This window comes from Streptomyces sp. G7(2002), assembly GCF_028870195.1.
In the GTDB taxonomy this organism is placed as follows: domain Bacteria; phylum Actinomycetota; class Actinomycetes; order Streptomycetales; family Streptomycetaceae; genus Streptomyces; species Streptomyces nigrescens.
Map to the genome: position 1 here is coordinate 4,350,628 of NZ_CP102609.1, position 22,088 is coordinate 4,372,715.

Annotated in this window: 19 protein-coding genes; 9 read left to right on the top strand and 10 right to left on the bottom strand. The window is 72.0% G+C overall.

Features of this window, described 5'->3' with window-relative positions; translation table 11 throughout:
- The first annotated feature begins 33 nt into the window (after positions 1-33).
- The 3 genes from NUT86_RS18055 (at position 34) to NUT86_RS18065 (ending at position 2,579) form a co-directional block, all read left to right on the top strand.
- Complete coding sequence (locus tag NUT86_RS18055; protein ID WP_159487819.1) at positions 34-1,185, top strand: lipid-transfer protein; 1,152 nt, start codon at positions 34-36, stop codon at positions 1,183-1,185.
- Between the two features lie 72 nt (positions 1,186-1,257).
- On the top strand, positions 1,258-1,740 hold the full coding sequence (locus NUT86_RS18060) for a Zn-ribbon domain-containing OB-fold protein (protein WP_018092269.1): 483 nt from the start codon (positions 1,258-1,260) through the stop codon (positions 1,738-1,740).
- Positions 1,737-2,579 (top strand): enoyl-CoA hydratase/isomerase family protein, encoded by an 843-nt coding sequence (locus NUT86_RS18065; RefSeq protein ID WP_274736386.1) that lies wholly within the window; start codon positions 1,737-1,739, stop codon positions 2,577-2,579. Before NUT86_RS18060 ends, NUT86_RS18065 begins: the two co-directional genes overlap by 4 nt.
- A gap of 18 nt (positions 2,580-2,597) precedes the next feature.
- Here the strand turns inward: NUT86_RS18065 and NUT86_RS18070 are convergent, their stop codons facing one another.
- Entirely contained in the window at positions 2,598-3,137 is a 540-nt protein-coding gene (locus NUT86_RS18070; RefSeq protein WP_234017637.1) for a hypothetical protein, read from the bottom strand.
- Between the two features lie 206 nt (positions 3,138-3,343).
- Between NUT86_RS18070 and NUT86_RS40460 the strand changes: the two genes are divergently transcribed.
- Complete coding sequence (locus tag NUT86_RS40460) at positions 3,344-4,291, top strand: hypothetical protein (RefSeq protein ID WP_342456250.1); 948 nt, start codon at positions 3,344-3,346, stop codon at positions 4,289-4,291.
- A gap of 48 nt (positions 4,292-4,339) precedes the next feature.
- On the opposite strand, the gene NUT86_RS18080 is transcribed toward NUT86_RS40460, so the two are convergent.
- Positions 4,340-6,988 (bottom strand): outer membrane protein assembly factor BamB family protein, encoded by a 2,649-nt coding sequence (locus NUT86_RS18080; RefSeq protein WP_274736390.1) that lies wholly within the window; start codon positions 6,986-6,988, stop codon positions 4,340-4,342.
- Between the two features lie 930 nt (positions 6,989-7,918).
- Here NUT86_RS18080 and NUT86_RS18085 point away from each other — a divergent pair.
- Positions 7,919-8,566, top strand: coding sequence for a TetR family transcriptional regulator (locus NUT86_RS18085; protein WP_026170093.1), 648 nt, complete (start codon positions 7,919-7,921; stop codon positions 8,564-8,566).
- Between the two features lie 228 nt (positions 8,567-8,794).
- On the opposite strand, the gene NUT86_RS18090 is transcribed toward NUT86_RS18085, so the two are convergent.
- The 4 genes from NUT86_RS18090 to NUT86_RS18105 all read right to left on the bottom strand — a co-directional run bounded on the left by NUT86_RS18090 (position 8,795) and on the right by NUT86_RS18105 (position 13,171).
- Positions 8,795-9,265 carry a nitroreductase/quinone reductase family protein gene (locus NUT86_RS18090; protein ID WP_093639760.1) on the bottom strand — a complete coding sequence of 157 codons (471 nt, stop codon included), beginning with the start codon at positions 9,263-9,265 and terminating at the stop codon, positions 8,795-8,797.
- The gene (locus NUT86_RS18095; protein WP_274736393.1) at positions 9,265-10,662 is read right to left on the bottom strand and encodes an acyl-CoA dehydrogenase family protein; all 1,398 of its coding nucleotides are present in this window, start codon (positions 10,660-10,662) and stop codon (positions 9,265-9,267) included. The genes NUT86_RS18090 and NUT86_RS18095 overlap by 1 nt, the downstream gene beginning before the upstream one ends.
- 218 nt (positions 10,663-10,880) lie before the next feature.
- A complete protein-coding gene (locus tag NUT86_RS18100) occupies positions 10,881-11,375 on the bottom strand; it encodes an allene oxide cyclase barrel-like domain-containing protein (protein WP_266445430.1) in 495 nt (164 codons plus the stop codon).
- A gap of 209 nt (positions 11,376-11,584) precedes the next feature.
- On the bottom strand, positions 11,585-13,171 hold the full coding sequence (locus NUT86_RS18105) for an IPT/TIG domain-containing protein (RefSeq protein ID WP_269777507.1): 1,587 nt from the start codon (positions 13,169-13,171) through the stop codon (positions 11,585-11,587).
- Positions 13,172-13,591: 420 nt separating this feature from the next.
- Between NUT86_RS18105 and NUT86_RS18110 the strand changes: the two genes are divergently transcribed.
- Positions 13,592-14,776 carry a thiolase C-terminal domain-containing protein gene (locus NUT86_RS18110; protein ID WP_274736396.1) on the top strand — a complete coding sequence of 395 codons (1,185 nt, stop codon included), beginning with the start codon at positions 13,592-13,594 and terminating at the stop codon, positions 14,774-14,776.
- 111 nt (positions 14,777-14,887) lie between these two features.
- On the opposite strand, the gene NUT86_RS18115 is transcribed toward NUT86_RS18110, so the two are convergent.
- Positions 14,888-15,661: a VOC family protein gene (locus NUT86_RS18115; RefSeq protein ID WP_018092279.1), complete on the bottom strand. Its 774-nt coding sequence runs from the start codon at positions 15,659-15,661 to the stop codon at positions 14,888-14,890.
- 282 nt (positions 15,662-15,943) lie between these two features.
- Between NUT86_RS18115 and NUT86_RS18120 the strand changes: the two genes are divergently transcribed.
- Together NUT86_RS18120 and NUT86_RS18125 are read left to right on the top strand one after the other, a co-directional pair.
- The gene (locus NUT86_RS18120) at positions 15,944-17,320 is read left to right on the top strand and encodes an FAD-dependent monooxygenase (protein WP_274736399.1); all 1,377 of its coding nucleotides are present in this window, start codon (positions 15,944-15,946) and stop codon (positions 17,318-17,320) included.
- Position 17,321: 1 nt separating this feature from the next.
- Complete coding sequence (locus NUT86_RS18125; RefSeq protein WP_274736401.1) at positions 17,322-18,056, top strand: pyridoxine/pyridoxamine 5'-phosphate oxidase; 735 nt, start codon at positions 17,322-17,324, stop codon at positions 18,054-18,056.
- A 177-nt stretch (positions 18,057-18,233) separates the two neighbouring features.
- On the opposite strand, the gene NUT86_RS18130 is transcribed toward NUT86_RS18125, so the two are convergent.
- The 3 genes from NUT86_RS18130 to NUT86_RS18140 form a co-directional block, all read right to left on the bottom strand.
- Complete coding sequence (locus tag NUT86_RS18130) at positions 18,234-18,722, bottom strand: GNAT family N-acetyltransferase (RefSeq protein ID WP_159487799.1); 489 nt, start codon at positions 18,720-18,722, stop codon at positions 18,234-18,236.
- A gap of 136 nt (positions 18,723-18,858) precedes the next feature.
- Entirely contained in the window at positions 18,859-19,287 is a 429-nt protein-coding gene (locus NUT86_RS18135) for a Zn-ribbon domain-containing OB-fold protein (RefSeq protein ID WP_266450692.1), read from the bottom strand.
- 80 nt (positions 19,288-19,367) lie between these two features.
- On the bottom strand, positions 19,368-19,526 hold the full coding sequence (locus tag NUT86_RS18140) for a hypothetical protein (RefSeq protein WP_018092284.1): 159 nt from the start codon (positions 19,524-19,526) through the stop codon (positions 19,368-19,370).
- Positions 19,527-19,801: 275 nt separating this feature from the next.
- Between NUT86_RS18140 and NUT86_RS18145 the strand changes: the two genes are divergently transcribed.
- Positions 19,802-22,057 (top strand): acetate--CoA ligase family protein, encoded by a 2,256-nt coding sequence (locus NUT86_RS18145; RefSeq protein WP_274736407.1) that lies wholly within the window; start codon positions 19,802-19,804, stop codon positions 22,055-22,057.
- Positions 22,058-22,088: the final 31 nt, after the last annotated feature.

Sequence of the window (22,088 nt, forward strand, 5' to 3'; positions counted from 1 at the left end):
TGTCAGTACTGGCGACCGACCACGGAGGTGGCGATGGGGGCGACCCTCAAGGACGCTACGGCGATAGCCGGCATCGGACAGACCCCGTTCGCCCGGCAACTCCCGGAATCCGAGAAGACCTTGGCCTGCCGGGCGATCGTCGCGGCACTGGACGACGCCGGGATCGCCCCCTCGGAGGTGGACGCCTTCGCCTCCTACACCATGGAGGAGACCGACGAGGTCGAGATAGCCAAGGCCATCGGCGCCGGGGACGTCACCCACTTCTCCAAGGTCGGCTACGGCGGCGGGGGTTCCTGCGCCACGGTGGCCCACCTGGCCGCCGCGATCGCCACCGGCCAGGCGAGCGTCGGCGTCGCCTGGCGGTCCCGTAAACGCGGGTCGGGGCCGCGCCCCTGGAAGAACACCCGGGTCCAGCTGCCCACTCCGGGACAGTGGACCCGCCCCTTCGGACTGCTGCGCCCCGCCGACGAGATCGGCATGCTGGCCCGCCGCTATATGCACGAATACGGCGCCACCCGCGACCACCTCTTCAACGTCGCGCTCGCCTGCCGCAACCGGGCCAACCAGAACCCGGCCGCGATCATGTACGAACGCCCGCTGACCCGCGAGATGTACATGACCGCCCGCTGGATCAGCGAGCCGCTCTGCCTCTTCGACAACTGCCTGGAGACCGACGGCGCGCTGGCCTGTGTCGTGGTCGCAGCCGAGCGCGCCCGCGACTGCCGGCAGCGGCCCGTCTACGTCCACTCCGCCGCCCAGGGCCTGCCCGCCCAGCACCACGGCATGGTCAACTACTGGAACGACGACCCGCTCACCGGCCCCGCCTGGACGGCCGCCCGGCACCTGTGGAAAGGCGCCGACCTCGGACCGCAGGACGTCGATGTGGCACAGATCTATGACGCGTTCACCCCCCTGATCCCCCTCTCGCTGGAGGGCTACGGCTTCTGCGGGCGCGGTGAGGGCGCGGCCTTCACCGAGGGCGGCGCGCTGGAGATCGGCGGCCGCCTCCCGCTCAACACCGGCGGCGGCGGTCTCTCCGAGGCGTACGTACACGGTTTCAACCTGATCACCGAAGGCGTCAAACAGCTGCGCGGCACCAGCACCGCGCAGGTCCCCGACGCCGCCACCTGCCTGGTCACCGCGGGCGAGGGAGTCCCCACCTCGGCCCTGCTGCTGAGGAGTTGAGAGGTCATGAACACTCGGGAGTCCGCTCGTGAGCCGCTGCGTGAGTCCATCCGTGAGCCCGTTCGTGATGCCATGACACCGATCGTGGCACCCGCCACTGACAACCGGCCCGACAACGGCGCCGACCTGCTGCTTCCCGTCCCGGACGAGGACGGCGCGCCCTTCTGGGAGTACGCCGCCCGGGGCGAACTGCGCGTCCAGGCCTGCGCCGACTGCGACGAACTGCGTTTCCCGCCCCGGCCGTGCTGCCCGCACTGCCAGTCCTTCGCCGCCCGCTGGCAGCGGATGAGCGGCCGCGGCCGCATCTGGTCCTATGTGCTGCCGCACCCGCCGCTGCTGCCCGCGTACGCCGAGCAGCCGGGCTACAACGCGATCGTCGTGGAGCTGGCCGAGGCCCCGCGCATCCGCCTCGTCGGCAACCTCGTCACCGCCGCCGACGCCCCCCTCAACTCCGTCGACCCGGCCCGGCTGCGCATCGGCGCCCCGGTGAAGGCCGTCTTCCACACCATGCCGGGAGGCGTGACCGTACCCCGCTGGCTCCTGGAGCGGCCATGACGGTCCGCACGGAGATCGAGGACGGGGTCGCACTGGTCACCCTCGACCGGCCCGAGCGGCACAACGCCGTCGACCTCGCCACCGCCGCCGAACTCGCGGACACCTGGCGGGCGTTCCGCTTCGACGACACCGTACGGGCCGTGGTGCTCACCGGCACCGGCGGCCGGGCCTTCTGCACCGGCATCGACCGCTCCGTCAACGTCCCCCAGCCGTCCTCGCCCTACTCCCTCGACGACCCGCTGCTCCGCATCGGCCCGAAGTCCAACGACCTGTGGAAGCCGGTCATCGCCGCCGTCGAGGGCATGGCCTGCGGCGGCGCCTTCTATCTCCTGGGCGAGGCGGAGTTCCTCGTCGCCGCCGAGAACGCCACATTCTTCGACCCGCACACCACCTACGGGATGGTGAGCGCCTACGAGTCCCTCTATATGGCACAGCGGATGCCCTACGGGGAGGCCGCCCGGCTGGCCCTGATGGGGACGGCGGAGCGGCTGGGCGCACTCCGGGCGTACCAGACCGGCCTGGTCTCCGAGCTGACCGCACCCGGCGCCGCGGCCGAGGTGGCGCGGCACCGTGCGGCCGTGCTCGCCGCCCAGCCGACCGAGGCGGTCCAGGGCACCGTACGCGCCCTGTGGGCGGCCAAGGAGGCGGCCAGAGCGCAGGCCCTGGCGCACGCTCCCCATCTGATCGCGCTGGGCAGTCTGCCCCCGGACCGCCAGGCCGCGCTGTTCGCCGCCCGCAAGCGGCAGGGCGAGGGGCACGGCGACGGGCCCGGTGAGGGGCACGGCGGGCGGGGCGACGGCCAGGACGGCGGACGGAGCGGCCGGCCCCTGGTCAGGTGACGACCGCTCCCCTACGGGTCACATACGGCTCTTGTGCGCCCGGGTGATCTCACAGGTGAACCAGAACCGCCCGATGGAGGACTGGTTGACGGTGTACTTGGCGGTGTACGTCTCGGTGTCGCCGGGACCGACGGTGATCGAGCGCTCGTGCAGCCCGTACGCCTTCCCGTCAGCCGGCTTGGCCTTCATCCAGTTGACGGCCATGTCGTAGGAGAAGGAATCGTTCATGGACGGGTTGGTGATGGAGACCGTGTACGTGAACTGGCGCAGCGAATCGGAGAAGTCGCAGCCGCTGCCGCTGACGTCCGACCGCCCGTCCGGGTCGTAGGTCTCCTGGGTCGGCGAGGGCGAGAAGGTGGGCTCGTACGACGGGGTCGGGTCGCTCGGGTCGTACCCGCTGGAGAACGTCGGGCTCGGGAAGGAACTGGGGATCGCCACCCGGGGCCGGCCGAAGGCACAGCCGCTGACGGTCGCCACCGTCACCAGCGCCAGCCCGGCCGCGACCGCTGCCCTGATACCCGTACGGGCGCCCCCGCGGGTGCCCGTACCCCTGCGCATGCGCTGCTGCATTCTGCCCATCCCCCGTGGAAACCGCTGAGCCGTCACTCTTGAATTGACGCGTGCACGGCACCCTAGCAAGCGCCGGTGACACCCCTTACGGGCCCCGGCCACGCATGCGGGCGTACTTGTCTCGCGCGTGCAGGGGCTCAGGCGTAGCGTCGGTCCCGGAGGATGACCGGACGACCCGAAGCGAGGCGACGCCCGTGGTGCGCAACGTTCTCGGGTCGCTGATCGCCCTCGTCGGAGCGACGGCCGCCGTCTGGAGCCCCTTCCGTCCCTGGTACGACGGCCGTCACGGAAATGACGTGCGCATCGAGGACCTCTTCAACGGGCTCACGCGCACCAGCGCCGCCCTCTTCGGGTCCCTCCTGCTCCCCATGGCGTTCGCCGCCCTGCTGACCCTGATCGGTGTCGCCCTGCGCTCCCGGGTGCTGGTCACCCTCGCGGGCCTGGTGGTGCTCGGTTTCACGATTCTGTGGATGGTCCGCCAGGGACAGGCCGCGACCGAGCTGACGGCCGGCGCCCGCGGTCTGGGGGTGGGCGTCGCCAACGCCCTCGGCGGCGGCGCACTGCTGCTGCTCGGCGCCCTGATCATGCGGGGCCGCCCCCGCCGGGCCTACGACCCCGGCTACGACGACCGGCAGTACGACGACGGCCGCTACGGACGCTATGCGCACGACGGGCGCTACGACGAGCGCACGCCCTACGACCCGTACACGCCCTACCCTCCGGGGACTCCCGAACCGTGGGACGCGGGCCGCCCGGGCGCCGAGGAATGGAACCCCGAGCCGTACCCGACCGGACCCGGACCTGCCGGCCCCCCGGCCGGTCCCGGCGGACCCGGAGGTGGCCCCTACGGGCAACAGGAGGACACCCCCACCACACCACTGCCGATCACCCCGCCACCACCACCGCCCCCGCAGCAACAGCAACAGCAACAGCAACAGCAACAGCGGACACAAGCACAGCAACGGCCACAGCAACCGCCCCCGCAGCAGCCGCAACCGGCTCCCCCACCGCCGCCCACCATGCCGGCCCATAAGCAGCCGCCCACACCTCCGGTGGAGTGGGGCAAGGAGCAGCGACAGCCGCGCCCCGCACCGCCCGAGCAACCCGAACGGCGCGAACAGCCCCCGGAAGAACGCGAGTAGACGCACGATCGCGACATCACGGCATCACGAAGTCACGACCTCACGACCTCACGGCCGCCGTGCCAGCCCCGTCCCCTTGGCCGCGTCCAGCGCGTACACACAACGGTCCTTGCTGCAGGCGTACACGACACCGCCGACCGCCACCGGCGAGCCGGTGATCTCGCCGCCGGTCTCCAGCTTCCAGCGCAGCTGGCCGCCCATCGCGTCGAGCGTGTAGAGGCAGTGGTCGGCGGAGCCGAAGTGCACCCGGCCCTCCGCGACGACCGGTGCGCCGACGACCTCCGCACCGGCCTGGAACCGCCAGCGCGGGGTGCCGGTCACCGCGTCGAGTGTGTAGAGCGCCTTGCCGCTGCCCAGATGGACCGCGCCGTGCGCGACCAGCACCGGTTCGGTGGACTGCCGTGCCTCGGTGGCGATCCGCCAGCGGTCGCGGCCGTCCGCCGGGTCCAGTGCGTAGACCGTGCCGAGGTAGTCCGCCAGATAGACCCCGCCGCCGGTGACGGCCGGACCGGGGGCGAAGGCCGGCGGGCTCAGGAACACCGCGGGCGCCTCGAAGTGCCAGCGCACATCGCCGCGTGCGATGTCGATCGCCAGCACCCGGGTGCCGGCCACCACGTAGACCGCACCGTCCGACGCCGGCAGCAGCCGCACGGGCACCCCGCCGCAGGCCGCGGCGTCGCCCACCGGATACGACCAGCGCTCGGCGCCGGTCCGCGCTTCCAGTGCCTTCAGCCGGGCGTCGGCCCAGACGAAGACCGTGCCCTCGTGCACCACGGGCCCGGCCTCGGCGGTCTCGAAGTCGGTCTGGACGCCGCCGGTCTCCCACAGCAGTTCGCCGTTGCCGGCCTCCCACGCCTGGACGCCGCCCCCACGGGTGCTGGTGACGACGGTCCCGCGGTCGACCTTGAGGGCGTAGACCCAGCCCTCGGTGGTCAGCCGCCAGCGCTCGGTGCCGTCGCCGGCGTCCAGCGCGTACAGGCTCGGGCCGTCCGAGGCATGGATCCGGCCGTCCGCGACCGCCATCGCCCAGGCGACGTCGCGGGTCTTGAACTTGCGGCGCCCGCTGGCCACATCGAGCGCATGCACCTCGAAGGAGGTGACGTAGAGCAGGTCGTCGGCGACCGCGGGGGTGCCCCACACATCGTTCGACATCCGGAACCGCCAGGGGCGCCAGCGGCCCGGTTCGGCGGGCGGTGCCTCGGGCGGCGGGGGCGGTGCGGCCTCATTGCGGGCCGGGCTCTCCCCGCCGTGCGCCGGGCCCTGCGGGGGCACCCCGGTCGTGGGCCCGGCGCCGGGCGGCCGTACCCAGTTCGTCGCGGCACCGGCCTGCCCGCGCGGCGGCGGTGCGTCGGCGCGCGGACCCGGCCCTATCGGGGCGGGCGAGCCACCGAGCTGTACGGGACCGGCGGCACCCTCCCCGGGAGCGGCCGACGGGGCGGGCGGTGCGGAGGACAGCGCGGCAGCGGGGGACGGCGCGGCGGTGGGCGGCGGCGCGGAGACCGGGGTCACCCGGGCCGTCGAGGCGTCCGGGCCGAGCACCGCGGCCTGCGGCATCGGGCCGGGGTGGGCACCGCGCGGGTCGCCGCCGCGGTGCGCGCCGGGGCCCGCGCCGATCTGGCCGGGCCAGCCGGACTCCGCGGCGGCGGGGGCGCTCTCCGGCCGCCGCGGCGCCTGGGCGGGCTGTGCTGCGGGCATCGGGGGCGACACGGGCGGGGCCGGCGGTGCGGCGGGCGCCGGACGGCTCGCGCCGCGGCCGGAACCGGCCCGCTGGCCGTTGCCGGGTACGGCGGTGCGGCCGCCGCGCCGGCCCTCGATGAGGCCCACCGCACCGGGCGGCAGCCACGCCGAGGCGGTACCGCTGTCGTCGCTGCCGGAGCCGAAGAGGTGCGGCGCGAGCTGGGGCTGCAGATCGGCGGGGGACGGCCGCTGGCCGGCCTCCATCTGCATACAGGACTCCATGAGCGGACGGAGTTCGTCCGGCAGCCCCGCCAGATCGGGGCCCTCACGCAGCAGCATGAAGACGGTCTCGACGGGGTTGGCGCCATGGAACGGCGCATGGCCGGTGGCGGCGAAGACCAGCGTCGACCCGAGGGAGAAGACATCGCTCGCGCCCGTCACACTGCGCGAGTCACGGGCCTGCTCGGGTGACATGTAGGCGGGCGTGCCCACGGCCACATTGGTCATCGTCAGACGGGTGTTGGACACCCCGGAGGCGATACCGAAGTCGATCACCCGGGGGCCGTCCTCGACGACCAGCACGTTCGACGGCTTGAGGTCGCGGTGCACCAGGCCCGCACCGTGGATGGACTGCAGCGCCTCGGCGATCCCGGCCGCCAGCCAGCGCACCGCCTGGGCCGGGAGCGGCCCGCACTCATTGACTATTTCCTCGAGGGAGGGCGCGGGGACATAGGCCGTCGCGAGCCAGGGCACCGCCGCGCGCGGGTCGGCGTCCACCACCGCGGCCGTGTAGAAGCCGCTGACCGCGCGGGCCGCCTCGACCTCGCGTGTGAAGCGGACCCGGAACAGCTGGTCCTCGGCGAGCTCGGTACGCACCGTCTTGATCGCCACGCGCCGGCCGGACGCCGAGCGCGCCAGATAGACCAGCCCCATGCCGCCGGCCCCGAGACGGCCGAGCACCTCGAACGGGCCGATCCGCCGGGGATCGTGCTGCGTCAGCTGCTTCAGCTGCTCCACCACTTACCTGCCACCTCCCCGTGGGGCGTAAAAAAGAGACTCTCAATAGCCACGAGCCGCCGAGAGCCACTGCCCCGTGCAGCGCTCACCGCCTGGCCGAAACGGCCGTACGCGTGCTGATTCTTCCTGGCCGAGCCGACGGTTGCGAACCCGGGGCCTGTCCGCCGTGTCACGGCATACCCCCCGTAGCCCGCACCGGGCCTGTTACCCGACGTCACCCCACCCCGCCTGACGTGCTCCGATACGTCCAGCGACGGGCGATTGCCGAGCGGGTTACCGGCCGGTTGCGGCTCCCCTGCGCGCGGCACCGCCCGATATATGGACGTTCACCATTCCGTTTGACGCGCACCTCAGGGGAACGGTTGAGCCTCTGGGGCATCCGGTGGCCGCGGTGGCCGAAATCATGCCTTTCCGCCGACCGCACACACTCACCCCCCACCGGCCCTGCCCTCCCCGTCGTCGCTCCCGGCCCCACGCCCCAATTCTGCGCGTTCGAAGGTCATTTCGGCGGCATCGCACCTGGCGTGGCGCCTTGATTGACGTGCGGGCAGCGGACAGCGCCGACCACCACGGCGGCCATATGTCCACGCTAGCGCCGGTTCGCGAAGTATGCGCGACGGCAATTCGAACGCAGGTCCGATTCCCGCGAGGCCCGAAGGGGGCGGCGGAGTCGGCGGAGAAGTAGGGGTGAAGTTCAACTGACGGCCATCGTCGTGCACTTGTTGCACGGAGGGTGACCACTTATCCACCAAAGTTGTCCACAGGCTGTTGATAACACCGTTCACCGGTTCGGACCAAGCGGCGCCATACAAGCCGTGATCGCGCGCGGGCCCGCCACCAGGGCACTCCCCGGGGCCACGCACCCCTAACTCCCCCATCCCCATTTGCAGGCAGCCAAATCGCGCTCCGATCACCCCTCGGTAAGCTGACGGCATGACAGGACAAGTTCGAACCGTCGACGGCAGAGTTGCCGGCCGCCGCGGACAGGCGACGCGGCAAAAGCTTCTCGACTGCCTCAGTGAAATGCTCAGTTCGTCCCCCTATCGGGACGTCAAGGTCATCGATGTAGCCCGAAAAGCGGGGACTTCACCCGCAACGTTCTATCAGTACTTCCCGGACGTCGAGGGCGCCGTCCTCGAAATCGCCGAGGAGATGGCCAAAGAAGGCGCCACTCTGACCGATCTTGTCGCCGGACGCTCCTGGGTGGGCAAATCCGCCTGGCAGGCCGCGGAGGATCTGGTCGAGGGCTTTCTCTCCTTCTGGCGCAAGCACGACGCGATTCTGCGCGTCATCGACCTGGGTGCGGCCGAGGGCGACAAGCGTTTCTACAAGATCCGCATGAAGATCCTCAATGCCGTCACCAACTCCCTTACGGACTCCATCAAGGAACTCCAGAGCAAGAACAAGGTCGACAAGGACGTGAGCCCGGCCGCCATCGCCGGTTCGATCGTCGCGATGCTGGCCGCGGTTGCCGCACACCAGAAGGGCTTCCAGAGCTGGGGCGTCAAACAGGCCGAGCTCAAGCCGAATCTGGCGCTGCTGGTGCACCTCGGCGTCACCGGAAAGAAGCCGACCAAATAACGAAGTAACCGCGACAGCAGTCGGGGAAGCGGCCGGAGAAGCTGCCGCGCCTCGAAGTCCCGGTGCTCCCGGGACGGTTCGCCGTCGGTCCTGTGTCCGTCCTGCCATAGCTGTACACCACACGCAGCGGGCGCCGCGCGGCCCCTCCGGGGTTCGGCACGGCGCCCGCTGCGCGTATGCGGCGCACCGGCCCGGGCAGGGTCGACGCCCCCTTGCGCACCGGCCCGCTCAGCGCCGCTCCAGCCGGAACAGCCGGATCTCCCGCGTCACCCGTGCCTGATACGCGGCGTACGGAGGCCAGAGCGCCAGCGCCGCCCGCCATGCCCGCGCCCGCTCCTCACCGGTCAGCAGCCGGGCCCGCACCGGAATGTCCCGGCCCCGCCAACTCACCTCGGCCTCCGGATTCCTGAGCAGATTCCCGGTCCAGGCCGGATGCCCCGGCCGCCCGAAATTGCTGCCGACCAGCAGCCAGCTGCCGCCGTCCTCCGGTACGCACGCCAGCGGAGTACGCCGCGGCAGCCCGCTCCTGGCGCCGGTCGCGGTCAGCACCACACCGGGCAGCATCCGGGCGCTGAGCAGCACCTTTCCGCGGGTCAGCCGGTGTACCGCACGGTCCAGGGCGGGGATGACATACGGCGCGGTCCGGGCGAACGCACGGGTCGCGGAGATCTTCATGAGCAACCGCTCACCCGGCGGCATCAGACCTCCACCGCCGCCGTACGGCCCGGCGCACCGGCCGGCTCCCCACTCCCGCCCGGCTTCCCCGCCCCGCTCGGCTCCTCCGCCCCGTCCGGGAACAGCCCCGCCTCCTCGGCGGCCCGTGCGCGCAGCCGGTGCACGGGCCCCAGCAGCAGCTCGTCGCAGGCCGCGCGCTTGAAGTACAGATGCGCCTCGTGTTCCCAGGTGAAGCCGATACCGCCGTGCAGCTGCACCGCCTCGGCCGCCACCGCCCGCAGGCTCTCCAGTGCCTGCGCGAGCGCCAGCGCCCCCACCCCGGGCTCGGCCGCCCCGTACGGGCCGGCGGCGCCCCCGGGCGCGGACGGCCCGCGGCCCGCCGACCAGGCCGCGTAGTACGCCGCCGAGCGGGCCGCCTGCAGCCGCACATACAGATCGGCGAGCCGGTGCTGGACCGCCTGGAAGGAACCGATGGGCCGGCCGAACTGCTCCCGCTGCTGGACATGGGCGACGGTACGGGCCAGCGCCGTATCGGCCGCGCCGACCGCCTCGGCGGCCAGTGCCGCGGCCGCCGTCACCCCCGTCGCGGCGAGCGCACCGGCCACCGCCGCCTCGTCGCCGTCCCCCTCCCCCAGCAACTCGGCCGGTACGTCGCGCAGTTCGAGGCGCGCCTGCGGCCGGGTCTCGTCCAGTGCGGTCTGCCGGGTCCGCAGCAGACCGGGCACACCGCGCTCCGCGCCGGACTGGGCCTCGCCCCCGCCCGCCGCCGCCCGTACGAGAAAGAGCAGGGTGCGGCCCTTCGCGAACCCACCGGTGTGCGCGGCCACCACCAGCACCTCCGCGGTGTGCCCGTTGAGCACCTGCCCGGCCTCCCCGTACAGCCGCCAGCCACCGCCCGCCGGCCGCCCGCCGTTCTTCGACGGGACGGCCTCGCCCTCCTGCGGCGCCCTCCTCGCCTGGATTCCGCCGGCCCGGCCGCCGCCCGCCCAGCCGCCGTCGTTCGGCCCGGTCAGCGCCAGTGCGGTGGCGAGCCGGCCGCCCGGCACGGCCAGCGTCGCGGTCAGCTCCCCGGCGGCGAGGGCCGGCAGCAGTGCGGTGCGCTGGCGCTCGCTGCCCAGCGCGAGGATCAGCGGGGCGGCCAGCGCCGCGGTCGCCATCAGGGGAGAGGGAAGGACGGCGCGGCCGGTTTCCTCGCAGGCCAGGGCGAGTTCGGTGGGCCCGCAGCCCACTCCTCCGTATGCCGTGGGCAGCGCCAGACCGGGCAGGCCGAGCCGGCCGGCGAGCTGCTGCCACAGCTGTGTGTCATACCCCGCCGGGGTGCGTACCGCCGCCTTGACCTCGTCCGGACCGCAGCGTTTGAGCAGCAGTTCGCGCAGCGTACGGCGGATTTCGTGCTGCTCCTCGGTGAACGCGGCATCCATCGGCGGGCTCCTCCCGGCCGTGCGACAACGCCCGTCCGGTCGACGGGCCCCCGCTTCCGATCTGACGGGCCGTCATAGTAGGGACGGGGGGTGCACTTTCCTAGGGCGGGTTCGCAAGTCATCGGCCGCCGCCGGGGAACGAAGGCTCAGGACACGCCGCAGGCAGGGCGGAGCCGGGTCACGTCGCCGTGACCCGGCTCCCTCGGGCCGCTGCCCGGTCAGCGGATGAGGTGGACGGTGAGGTTCGTCTCCGTGTCACTGACGTTGACGGCGTGGACGGAGCCGTGGGCGGTGCGGTAGCGCCCGGTGCCTCCGGTGATCGCGAGGTCGATGTTGCCGGGGCCGGCGGCTGTGACGGTGAACCGGCCCTGCGCGGTGAGCTGCCCCAGGGGAAGCGTGAGGTCGGCCGCGCACTGGAGGTCGAACTCGTCGGCCGGGGCGGTCCGGGTCAGCGTGCAGATCTCACCGTAGGTGCCGACCTGGAGGGCGCCGCGGAAGAGATTCCCGCTGATGACGAATTCGTCGCCCTGGCTGGGCCCGGACGAGCCGTCCACATCGACGAAGGTTCCCTGAGTCTGCTTGGCGACCAGCTGGAATACGGTCTCTCCCGGGGGAAAGGAATCGGCGCCGGCGGCCGATGCCGCGGGTGCGCAGAAAAGGATGGCCGACAGTCCGGTGGCCGCGCTCAGCAGAACCTGCTTGAAGTGACGCACAGTTTTCTCCTCTGGGACTGGAAGGGAATTTCACTGACGCTGTGCCGTGAGGTGCCTTGCTTCCCGGACCGATGGCGCGTGGACGGCATGACCCCGCGACTCCCGCCCGGCCCGTCGGCCGGGATTCCGGTCGGCCGGAAACTCGGTGTGCCGGTGCCGCACCGGCCGGCCGGGTCCGCCCGGCCGGCCGTTCGGCGTGCCCGGGTGGATCAGATGTCGGGGTCGGCGACGTAGGTGAATCCGCCGGAGGGGGTGCTGCCGTCGGGGCCGGTGACCATGACGGTGACGGGGCCTGCGGCGCCGCTGGGCGGGGACGTGGCGACCACGCTGGTGTCCGAGACGACCTCGAAGGGCGCCAGGACGCCGTTGAAGGTGACCTGCTCGGTGTAGGCCAGGCCGGTGCCGGTGATCGTCACGATGGTGCCGCCGGAGGTCGGTCCCGTGTTGGGACTGATATCGGTGACGGTGGGCTGGCTGACGTAGGTGTAGGTCAGCCCAACGGCGCTCCCGCCGGCGGTGATCACGGTGACGGCGACGCCGCCCGGCCCCGGTGCACCGGCGGCCCGGACGGTGACCTGGGTGTCGGAGACGCTCTGGATCACGGCACGGGTGGAGCCGAAGTACACATTGATCGCCCCGGAGAGGTTGCGGCCGGTGATGACGATCTCGTCGTCACTGCCACCGACGGGCCCCGCGGCGGGGCTGATGCCGGTGAGGGCGGGCAACGGCACGTAGTAGAACGTTCCGAGGAAGCCGGTCCCACCCGGGGTGGTGACCGTCACGGGGACGACACCGCCCCCGGCGGGGCTGGTGACGGTCAGCGAGGTATCCGTATTGGCGGTGACGGCGGCCTGGGCGGTGCCGAAGCGCACGGCGGTGGCGTTGGCCAGGTGGTGACCGGTCACCGTCACGGTGGCGCCGCCCGCCGTGGACCCCTGGTCGGGAATCACGGTCGTCGCGATCACGCCGACGGTGTTGGCCTCGGCGTTGACCACATAGGCGTGCGTCCCGTCGGGAAAGACCGCGAGGCCGGTGGGGCCGGCCCCCACCCCGATGTTCTCGACGACGGTGTGGGTGGCGGTTTCGATCACACTCACCGTGTCCGGGAAGGCATTCGCCACGAACACATGGGCGCCGTCCGGGCTCACCGCCAGGAAGCGCGGCTGGGCGCTGACGCCGACGGTGGCGATGACGGCGTTGGTGGCGGTGTCGACCACACTCACCGTGGAACTGCCGGCATTGGTCACATAGAGGCGGGACCCGTCGGGGTTGAGCGCCAGCAGGATGGGGACATCGCCGGCGGTAATCGTCGTGGTGACGGTGTTCGTGGCGGTATCGATCACGCTGACGCTGCCCGAGAAGCACGCCACGTAGGCGCGGGTCCCGTCCGGCGTGATGACCACGCCGGTCCCCCCGGCCCCGACGGGAACCGTGTCGGTGACCGTGTTGGTGGCCGCGTCGATCACACTCACCGTGGTGCCGGCCTGCTGTGTCACGTAGACGCGGGTGCCGTCCGGGGTGACCGCCGCCACCGTTGGCCCGTCACCTACGGGGATGTCCGCGACGAGGGCGTTCGTGGCGGTGTCGAGCACGCTGACGAGACCGGCACCGGAGACGGTCACATAGCCGCGGGTGCCGTCCGGGCTGATCGCCACGTAGTCGGGACCGGCTCCTGTGGGGATGGTGGCCGTAACGGTGTCAGTGGCGGTATCGATCACACTGACCGTGTCCGAGCCGCGGTTGGCGACATAGGCGCGGGCCCCGCCGGGCGAAAGGGTAATTCCCTGGGGCAGCACACCCACAGGAATGACGGCGCCTGCCGCAAAAGCGGCGCGTAATTCTGAATCCCGCACCTGAGCAGGCGCCGGAATGTCTGACGTAAAGGCGAACATGACACTCCCTGAGGCAGGCGGGACGATCTTGTCCCGCACACGGAAATGTCTGCTCCGCCGTATGGGCAAACAGCGAGCAGTCAACCGGCCTGGAGCGGCCGGCGAAATGCACAAAGCGATGTGAGAATACCCTCCCCAGGAAACCTTTTAAAGGCCACCACATATCTCCGATTCTCCGATAATCGCTTTAAGTCCGGCTCCCTCGGACGGTACGGGCGCTGCGCGGCGGGGGACGCATTCCGGCCACCGCGCGTCGGGGCCGGCCGCCCGGAGTCGCACTCCGCGCCCTGCCCGTCATGCCATATCTGATGTACCGTCAGATTCATGTCTTCAGGGACCGCTTACGGGAATCGCAAGGTCGCCGTCGCCGGAGTCGCCCTGTCCGATTGCGGACGCGTGGACCAGGCCACCCCGTACGCCCTGCACGCACAGGCCGCCCGCCGGGCACTCGCCGACAGCGGGCTGGACCGTTCGGTGATCGACGGCTTCGCCTCGGCCGGTCTGGGCACCCTCGCACCCGTCGAGGTCGCCGAATATCTGGGCCTGCACCCCACCTGGGTCGACTCGACCTCGGTCGGCGGCGCCACCTGGGAAGTGCTCGCCGCGCACGCCGCCGACGCGATCGCCGCCGGCCATGCCAACGCCGTACTCCTCGTCTACGGCTCCACCGCCCGCGCCGACATCAAGGCCAAGCGCCGCACCTCGAACCTCTCCTTCGGCACCCGGGGCCCACTCCAGTTCGAGGTCCCCTACGGGCACACCCTGATCGCCAAATACGCCATGGCCGCCCGCCGCCATATGCACCAATACGGCACCACCCTGGAACAGTTGGCCCAGGTCGCGGTCCAGGCACGCGCCAACGCGGCGGCCAACCCGGACGCCATGTACCGCGACCCGATCACCGTCGACGATGTCCTGGGCGGGCCGGTGATCGCCGACCCGTTCACCAAACTGCACTGCTGCATCCGCTCCGACGGCGGCTGCGCGGTCCTGCTCGTCGCCGAGGACTACGTCCCGGACCTGGCCAAACCCCCGGTATGGGTGCTCGGTTCGGGCACCGCGGTGTCGCACACCACCATGTCGGAGTGGGACGACTTCACCGTCTCCCCGGCGGCGGTCTCCGGCCGGCTGGCCTTCGCCCGCGCCGGGGTCCGCCCCGCCGAGATCGACCTCGCCGAGCTCTATGACGCCTTCACCTACATGACCTTGGTGACGCTGGAGGACCTGGGCTTCTGCGCCAAGGGCGAGGGCGGCGCGTTCGTCGGGGAGGGGCGGCTGCTGCGGGACGGCGAGTTGCCGGTCAACACCGACGGCGGCGGACTGGCCGCCTGCCACCCCGGCATGCGGGGACTCTTCCTGCTGGTCGAGGCGGTACGCCAGCTCCGCGGCGAGGCCGGCCCGGACCGCCAGGTACGCAAACCCGACGGCCGGCTGCCCCACCTCGCGGTCGCCTCCGGCACGGGCGGCTGGTTCTGTTCGTCGGGGACGGTGGTGTTGGGGCGGGGGTGAGGCGGGGCCCGCGACGGCCTCGGGAGGCCGGGCCCGGCGGGAGCCCCGGCGGAGACTCGCGAGCGGGCCCGGCGCCGGGGCCTCAAGGGTGCCCGGGAGACCGGCCGTTGATCAGTCGGTGGCCGGTCGGGTGCCGATACTGAAGGCCGTGCCGAAGGGGTCGGTGAGCGCGGCCATGCGGGCGTACGGGGCGTCCTCGGGGGTGCCGGCCGTTCCGCCGGCGGCGACGGCGCGGGCCGCCACTTCGTCCGTGTCCGCCACCTCGAACACGGTCTGCCAGCGGGAGGCGCGGGCCGTGGGGTCGCCGAAGACACCGCCGATCTCATGGCCGTCGGGCCGGCGCAGGAAGGTGAAGTCGAAGTCCGGGAGGTCGTCGTTGCCGTCGAGTGTGAAGTCGAAGACGGTGCTGTAGAAGCGGCGGGCGGGCTCGGGGTCCGGGGACGCGAGGTCGTTGCGGATCAGGGTGTCGGGCTCGTTCACCAGCTCACAGCCCGGCAGCTTACGTCCCTGCCAGAGGCCGAAGCGGGCGCCGACCGGATCCGTCATGACGGCCGTACGGGCCAGGCCCGCCACATCCGAGGGCGGCACCGCCACCGCACCGCCGCACTCGACGATCCGCTCGGCCACCGCGTCACAGTCGTCCGTGGCCAGATAGGGCAGCCACCAGGACTCCCCCTCGACGTCCGCGGCGGAGACGGACCGCAGCGCCGCCACCCGCCGGCCGCGCAGCAGGCACAGGGTGAAGGGGCCGGTCGCCGCCGACCGCTCCTCGTACTCCCAGCCGAACAGCGCGCCGTAGAACTCCTTCGCCCGGTCGAGGTCGGGGACCCCGAGATCGATCCAAGTCGGCGTTCCGAGCGGCTGATTGATGCTGATCTCGCTCAACGTCTGCTCCTTCGCGGTGACATTGCCCGCAACCGACGTTAGTGCGCCTCTAGGACAGGACGTGTCCTAGAGCGGCAGCGGACAACAGGCAGGACGGCAATGGGCAGCGCGACCGCAGGCGGGCGCCCTGCAGGAGCGGGCGTCATGAACAAATGTCATAGACAAGTGTTTAAGACGCTCGTATAGTCGAGGCACCGGTCGGCGAGTGCACCACGACCGAGCGCCACGGCCGCGTGGCGCAGCGCAGGCAGGAGCACCACGACCCCGAAAGGAACCCCCGCCATGTCCGGCACCGTTTCGCCGTCCCCCCGCACCAGGCCCCGGACCGTGCTGATCTCCGGCGCGAGCATCGCCGGCCCGGCGCTCGCCCACTGGCTGCACCGCTACGGCTTCGCGGTGACCGTCGTCGAGCGCGCCCCCGAGCTGCGGACCGGCGGCTACAAGGTCGACATCCGGGGTGCGGCCGTCGAGGTCGCCGAACGGATGGGAATCCTGGAGGACATCCAGCGCGCCAGTACGGACATGCGGACCGGCGCGTATGTGAACGACGTCGGCAAGCGGATCGCCACCCTCCCCGCCGGCATCTTCGGCGCCCGACTCGGCCGGGACGACGAGATCATGCGGGGCGATCTGGCGCGCATCCTCCACGAACGCACCCGCTCCGATGTCGAGTACGTCTTCGGCGACTCGATCACATCCCTCACCGAGCGGCCGGACGGGCACCACGACGATCACCGCGACGGCCGCCAGGGACGCGCGGGCCACGCAGGCCACGACACCGGCGGCATCGAGGTCAGCTTCGAGCGCGGTGCGTCCCGCCGTTTCGACCTCGTCGTCGGCGCGGACGGGCTGCACTCGAACGTCCGGCGGCTGGCCTTCGGCCCGGAGGAGCAGTTCGTACGGCACCTCGGGGCGTATATCTCCGCGTTCTCCCTGCCGAACGAACTCGGCCTGGAACGCGAGGAGTTGTACCACGCCGTACCCGGCAAGCTGATCAGCGTCTACAGCTCGGCCGGCGACCCGGCGGCCAAGGGCATGCTCACCTTCCGCTCACCGCGGCTGGCCTACGACCACCGCAAACCGGCAGAGCAACTGGCGTTGCTGGAGGCCGCGTTCAAGGGTGTGGGCGTCTCCCCGTCCGAAGGGTGGACGGAGGTCCCACGGCTGCTCGAAGCGGCGCGCGAGGCGGACGACTTCTACTTCGACGGGCTGCAGTTGATCGAGATGGACCGCTGGTCGCGCGGCCGGGTGGTGCTGCTCGGGGACGCCGCGCACTGCGCCTCACCGGCGTCCGGGCAGGGCACGGGGATGGCGCTGGTCGGCGCGTACGTGCTGGCCGGAGCGCTTGCGCAGGCAGGCTGCGGCCCCGAGGAGGCGTTCGACCGCTACGAGAAGGAGATGCGCGGCTATGTCGCGGTCAATCATGCGCTGGCGGCGAAGTTCGCCAAGGAAATGACAGCGGACTCCCGGCGGCAGATCCGGTTCCGGCATCTGATGATGCGGATCCTGCCGCACATGCCGTGGAAGAACCTGGTCGCGAAGAAGATCGCCGAGGACGTCCAGCGCGGCGCCCACGCGATCACCCTCCAGGACCATCCGGCACCGGCCACGGCCACCGGTCGCGCTCCGGCCGCCGGATGCCCGACGTACGCTGCCTGACATGACCGATCACCCCGCGCACCAGGACTCCCCGGACGCCGCACCCGCCGACGCCCCGGCGCACCACTCCGACGACGCGGAATCGCAGGCGTTCCGCGAGCTGCTGCGCGGGCTGCGGGTCTGGGACGTCGAACTGCCGTCGTTCGACCCGGCGACGGCCCCGGCCGAACCGCTCCCACTGTTCCGGCAGTGGCTGCGGGAGGCCGCCGAGGCCGGTGTCCCCGAGCCGCACACCATGACGCTCGCCACGGCGGACGCGGCCGGCGTCCCCTCCGTACGGACCCTGATGCTGCACGACGCCGATGAGCGCGGCTGGCACTTCGCCTCGCACCGCGGCAGCCGCAAGGGCCGCGAACTGGCCGAACGTCCGCGGGCGGCGCTCGGCTTCTACTGGCCGGCGGTCGGCCGTCAGGTGCGGGTCCACGGGCCGGTGACCGCGGCGGGCCCCGAGGAGAGCGCCGCCGATCTGCACCGCCGCTCCACGGGCGCGCTGGCCGCGGCACTGGTCGGCCGGCAGAGCGAGGTACTCGGCTCGGCACAGGAGCTGGCGCGCGCCTCGGAGGCGGCCTGGGAGCGCGCCCGGCGCGAGCCGGAGGCGCCGGTGCCGAGCTGGACGCTGTATGTGCTGCACCCCGAGGAGGTCGAGTTCTTCCAGGGCGATGCGCAGCGCCGTCACGTACGGCTCAACTACCGCTACGAGAAAGGGCGTTGGGCGCAGGAGCTGCTCTGGCCGTGAGGCGGTGGCGGACCGGGCGAACCGGGCGGCTCGGGCGGACCGGGCGGCTCGGGCGGACCGGGCGGCTCGGCTGGCTTGGGCGGACCGGGCGGACCGGCGGAGCGAGTGCGCAGAGTGGACCGAGTGCACAGAGTGCACCGAGCGCACTGGGCGGAGCGAGCGCCGCCCGCTCCGCCTTCACAGCTGCTGATACATGATGTGCAGCCCCACATAGCCCTTGGTGGGGTGCAGGAAGCCCTCGGGGAGGGTCGTCATGATCTGGAACCCCAGGGACTCCCACAGCGCGACGGCACCGGTGTTGGTCTCCACCACGGCGTTGAACTGCATCGCGCGATAGCCCTCGGCGCGGGCCCAGGCCAGCACGTGCTTCCCCAGGGCCCGGCCGACGCCGCGTCCGGCGTGCTGCGGATCGACCATGAAGCTGGCGCTGGCGATATGCGAGGCGCCGCCCATGTGGTTGGGGTTCATCTTGGCCGTACCGAGGACGGCGCCGGAGTCGTCGACGGCGACGACCGTGCGGCCGGGCGGTGTCAGCAGCCACATCTCGCGGCCCGTGGCCTCATCGAGGTCCCGCGGATAGGTGTAGGTCTCCCCGGCCGCCACGATGGTGTGGAAGAAGGGCCAGATGGCGGGCCAGTCGGCCGCGGTCGCCTCACGGATCAGCACGGCCACAGCATGCCTCGGGCCCGGCCGGCCCGCCACCGGAATTCGCCGGGGGCGGGGGCTGGAGCTCCGGGGCGCCGGGGCGCCGAGGGTGCCGGGGCGCCGAGGGTGCCGGGGCGCCGGGTGCGCCGGTGGTTGTTCACGCCGGACGGAAGACGGGGATGGCGACCGCGGTGCCCTCTCCCCCGGCGTTGCCCTCGTCCGCCCCCCGGAAGTGGACCACGAGCGGCATCCCGATCCGCAGCTCCCGCTCCGGGCAGTCGATGATCTCGGTCATCATCCGGGGGCCCTCGGCGAGGTCGACCACGGCCGCGACGTACGGGACCCGGTCGCCGAACGGCGGGAGATCGTTACGGTGCACGACGGACCAGGTATAGAGGGTGGCGCGGCCGGTGGCCGGCTCCCAGCCGACGTCCTCGCTCCAGCAGTACGGGCAGAACTCGCGCGGATAGTGGTGGGCAGCACCGCAGCCCTCGGCCCGGCAGCGGCGCAGCAGCAGCCGCCCCTCGGCCGCCGCGTCCCAGTACGGCCGGGTGAAGGCATCCACCTCCGGCAGATCGAACCGCACGGCGCTCCGCGCCCCCGCCGCCCCCGCAGCCGCACCCCTCCCCACGGCCCCGGCCCCGGCCCCGGCCCCAACCCCAGCCGTCACCGGAACACCCCCAGCACCTCGCCGAACGCCCCTGCCTGCCGGCTCATCGCGAACAGGGCGACGAGGGAGATCGGCGCCGTCATGGCATTCCGCCCCTGCTCCGCCCCGTCATGGCTCATCAGCACCGGAGCCCCACCGAGCCAGCTCGTCTGCATCCCGCACACCCTCCCGCTGCCGTACCGGGCGTCGGGTCCCGGCGCCGTACACGCGCCGGACAGTCACCCCACTCACCCCTGACGGTACGTCAGTTCAGCCGAAGCGGACCGGGTGCGCAAGGGGCCCGGCGCGGCTCACCCGCGTTCCACGGCAGCCGGAGGCGCGCAACCTTTCCCTTGCAGAACCATTCCTGACATGACGTCAGTTCAGTAATCTAAGAATCTGACTATGCGTCAGCTATTGGAGAGCCGTCACACAGGAGCGGGCGTCTGCGATGCTTGGATCGACTCACGGCACCCTCACCACTCACTCCCGGCCGGCCCGCGTCGTGGCCTGTGGGGAGCAACCACCACACACCGTCCACGGTATGAGTGAACCGCACCGCGACGGCGGGGGACAGGGCGCCTGCCCCGTCGACCGGGATGTCAGCGGCCGCCCACTGCACGCTCCGGTGCCCGACCTGGACCGGTTCTTCCGGCCCGAGTCCGTGGCGGTGATCGGCGCCTCGGACCGCGAGGGCCGCCCCAACACCGGCATCACCCGTCAGCTGATCGCCTGGGCGGAACGGGTCGGTGCCCGGCTCCACCCCGTCAACCCGGGACGCACCGAGGTCTTCGGGCGGCCCTGCCATGCCGGCGTCGCCGACCTGCCGGAACCCATCGATCTCGCGGTCCTCCTGGTCGGCGACCCGCTGCCGGTCATCGAGCAACTCGCCGAGGCCAAGGTGAAGTTCGCGGTGGCCTTCGCCTCCGGGTTCGCCGAGACCGGCGAGCGCGGTGCGGCCGCCCAGGCCCGGCTGGCCGAGGCCGTCACCCGCTCCGGCCTGCGGCTGCTCGGCCCGAACACCAACCTCAACGCCTTCGAGAAATTCCGTACGGACCTGGACGGACCGGCGATCGCCCTCATCACCCAGTCAGGCCACCAGGGCCGCCCGGTCTTCAGCCTCCAGGAACTGGGCATCCGCCTTTCGCACTGGGCCCCCACCGGCAACGAGGCCGACCTGGAGACCGCCGACTTCCTCTCCTACTTCGCCACCCGGCCCGAGGTCGGTGCCATCGCCGCGTATGTGGAAGGCCTCAAGGACGGCCGCAGCTTTCTGCTGGCCGCCGACCGCGCCGCCCGCAACAAGGTGCCCGTCGTCGCCGTCAAGGTCGGCCGCACCGAGACCGGCGCCCGGACGGCCGCCTCGCACACCGGCAAGCTCACCGGCGCGGACGAGGTCGTGGACGCCGCGATGCGGCAGTTCGGGGTGATCCGGGTGGACGGGCTCGACGAGCTGCAGGACACCGCGGCGCTGCTGGCCCGCGCCAGGAAGCCCACCGCCGAGGGCGTCGCCGTCTATTCGATCTCCGGTGGCACCGGCGCCCACTTCGCCGATCTGGCGACCGCGGCCGGCCTGCGGCTGCCCACCCTCGGCGCCGCCAAGCAGGCCGAACTCCACCAGTGGATACCGGACTACCTCCACGTCGCCAATCCTGTCGACAACGGCGGTCACCCGGTCGGTGACTGGCGCGGCCGCAAGATCCTCGACGCGATCCTGGCCGACCCCTCCATCGGCATACTGATCTGCCCGATCACCGGCCCCTTCCCGCCGATGAGTGACAAGCTCGCACAGGACCTGGTGGACGCGGCGGAGCAGACGGACAAGCTGGTGTGTGTGGTGTGGGGCTCGCCGGTCGGGACGGAGGACGCCTACCGCCGCACCCTCCTCGGCTCCACGCGGGTGGCGACCTTCCGCACCTTCGCCAACTGCATCACCGCGGTCCGGGCCTATCTCGACCACCACCGCTTCGTCGACGGCTACCGCTCCCCCTTCGACGACGCCCCCCGCGTCCTGTCCCCGTCGGCACGCAAGGCGCACGCCCTGATGCGGCCGGGCCAGCAGCTCAGCGAGCACGCGGCGAAGCAGCTGCTGCGCGCCTACGGCATCCGGGTCCCGCGCGAACAGCTGGTGACCAGCGCGGCGGCGGCCGTACGGGCCGCGAGCCTGGTCGGCTATCCCGTGGTCATGAAGGCCTCCGGGCCGCAGCTCGCGCACAAGACCGAACTCGGCCTGGTCAAGGTCCATCTGACCTCGGCCAGCCAGGTCAGGGACGCCTACCGCGAGCTCACCGACATCGCCCGCTACGAGGACATCCCGCTGGACGGGGTGCTGGTCTGCCAGATGATCGAGCGGGGTGTCGAGATGGTCGTCGGCGTCACCCGGGACAGCCTCTTCGGGCCGACCGTGACCGTCGGCCTCGGCGGGGTGCTCGTGGAGGTCCTGCAGGACGTCGCGGTGGGCGTACCGCCCTTCGGTGAGGACCAGGCGCGCGCGATGCTCGACGAACTCCGCGGCCGCGCCCTCCTGGACGGTGTGCGCGGAGCGCCGCCCGCGGATATCGACGCACTGGTCGAGGTCGTCCTGAGAGTGCAGCGGATGGCGCTCGAACTCGGTGACGAACTGGCCGAGCTGGACATCAACCCGCTGGTGGTGCTGCCGCGCGGACAGGGCGCCGTGGCCCTCGACGCGCTCGCCGTCTGCCCTTGACCACAGCCACAGCCACACCCGCGCCCGCGCC

Bases quoted from the DNA above. Each gene is read 5' to 3' on its own strand.
- NUT86_RS18055 (WP_159487819.1), top strand. From the start codon at position 34: ATGGGGGCGACCCTCAAGGACGCTACGGCGATAGCCGGCATCGGACAG.
- NUT86_RS18060 (WP_018092269.1), top strand. From the start codon at position 1,258: ATGACACCGATCGTGGCACCCGCCACTGACAACCGGCCCGACAACGGC.
- NUT86_RS18065 (WP_274736386.1), top strand. From the start codon at position 1,737: ATGACGGTCCGCACGGAGATCGAGGACGGGGTCGCACTGGTCACCCTC.
- NUT86_RS18070 (WP_234017637.1), bottom strand. From the start codon at position 3,137: ATGCGCAGGGGTACGGGCACCCGCGGGGGCGCCCGTACGGGTATCAGG.
- NUT86_RS18085 (WP_026170093.1), top strand. From the start codon at position 7,919: ATGACAGGACAAGTTCGAACCGTCGACGGCAGAGTTGCCGGCCGCCGC.
- NUT86_RS18090 (WP_093639760.1), bottom strand. From the start codon at position 9,265: ATGCCGCCGGGTGAGCGGTTGCTCATGAAGATCTCCGCGACCCGTGCG.
- NUT86_RS18095 (WP_274736393.1), bottom strand. From the start codon at position 10,662: ATGGATGCCGCGTTCACCGAGGAGCAGCACGAAATCCGCCGTACGCTG.
- NUT86_RS18110 (WP_274736396.1), top strand. From the start codon at position 13,592: ATGTCTTCAGGGACCGCTTACGGGAATCGCAAGGTCGCCGTCGCCGGA.
- NUT86_RS18120 (WP_274736399.1), top strand. From the start codon at position 15,944: ATGTCCGGCACCGTTTCGCCGTCCCCCCGCACCAGGCCCCGGACCGTG.
- NUT86_RS18125 (WP_274736401.1), top strand. From the start codon at position 17,322: ATGACCGATCACCCCGCGCACCAGGACTCCCCGGACGCCGCACCCGCC.
- NUT86_RS18140 (WP_018092284.1), bottom strand. From the start codon at position 19,526: ATGCAGACGAGCTGGCTCGGTGGGGCTCCGGTGCTGATGAGCCATGAC.
- NUT86_RS18145 (WP_274736407.1), top strand. From the start codon at position 19,802: ATGCTTGGATCGACTCACGGCACCCTCACCACTCACTCCCGGCCGGCC.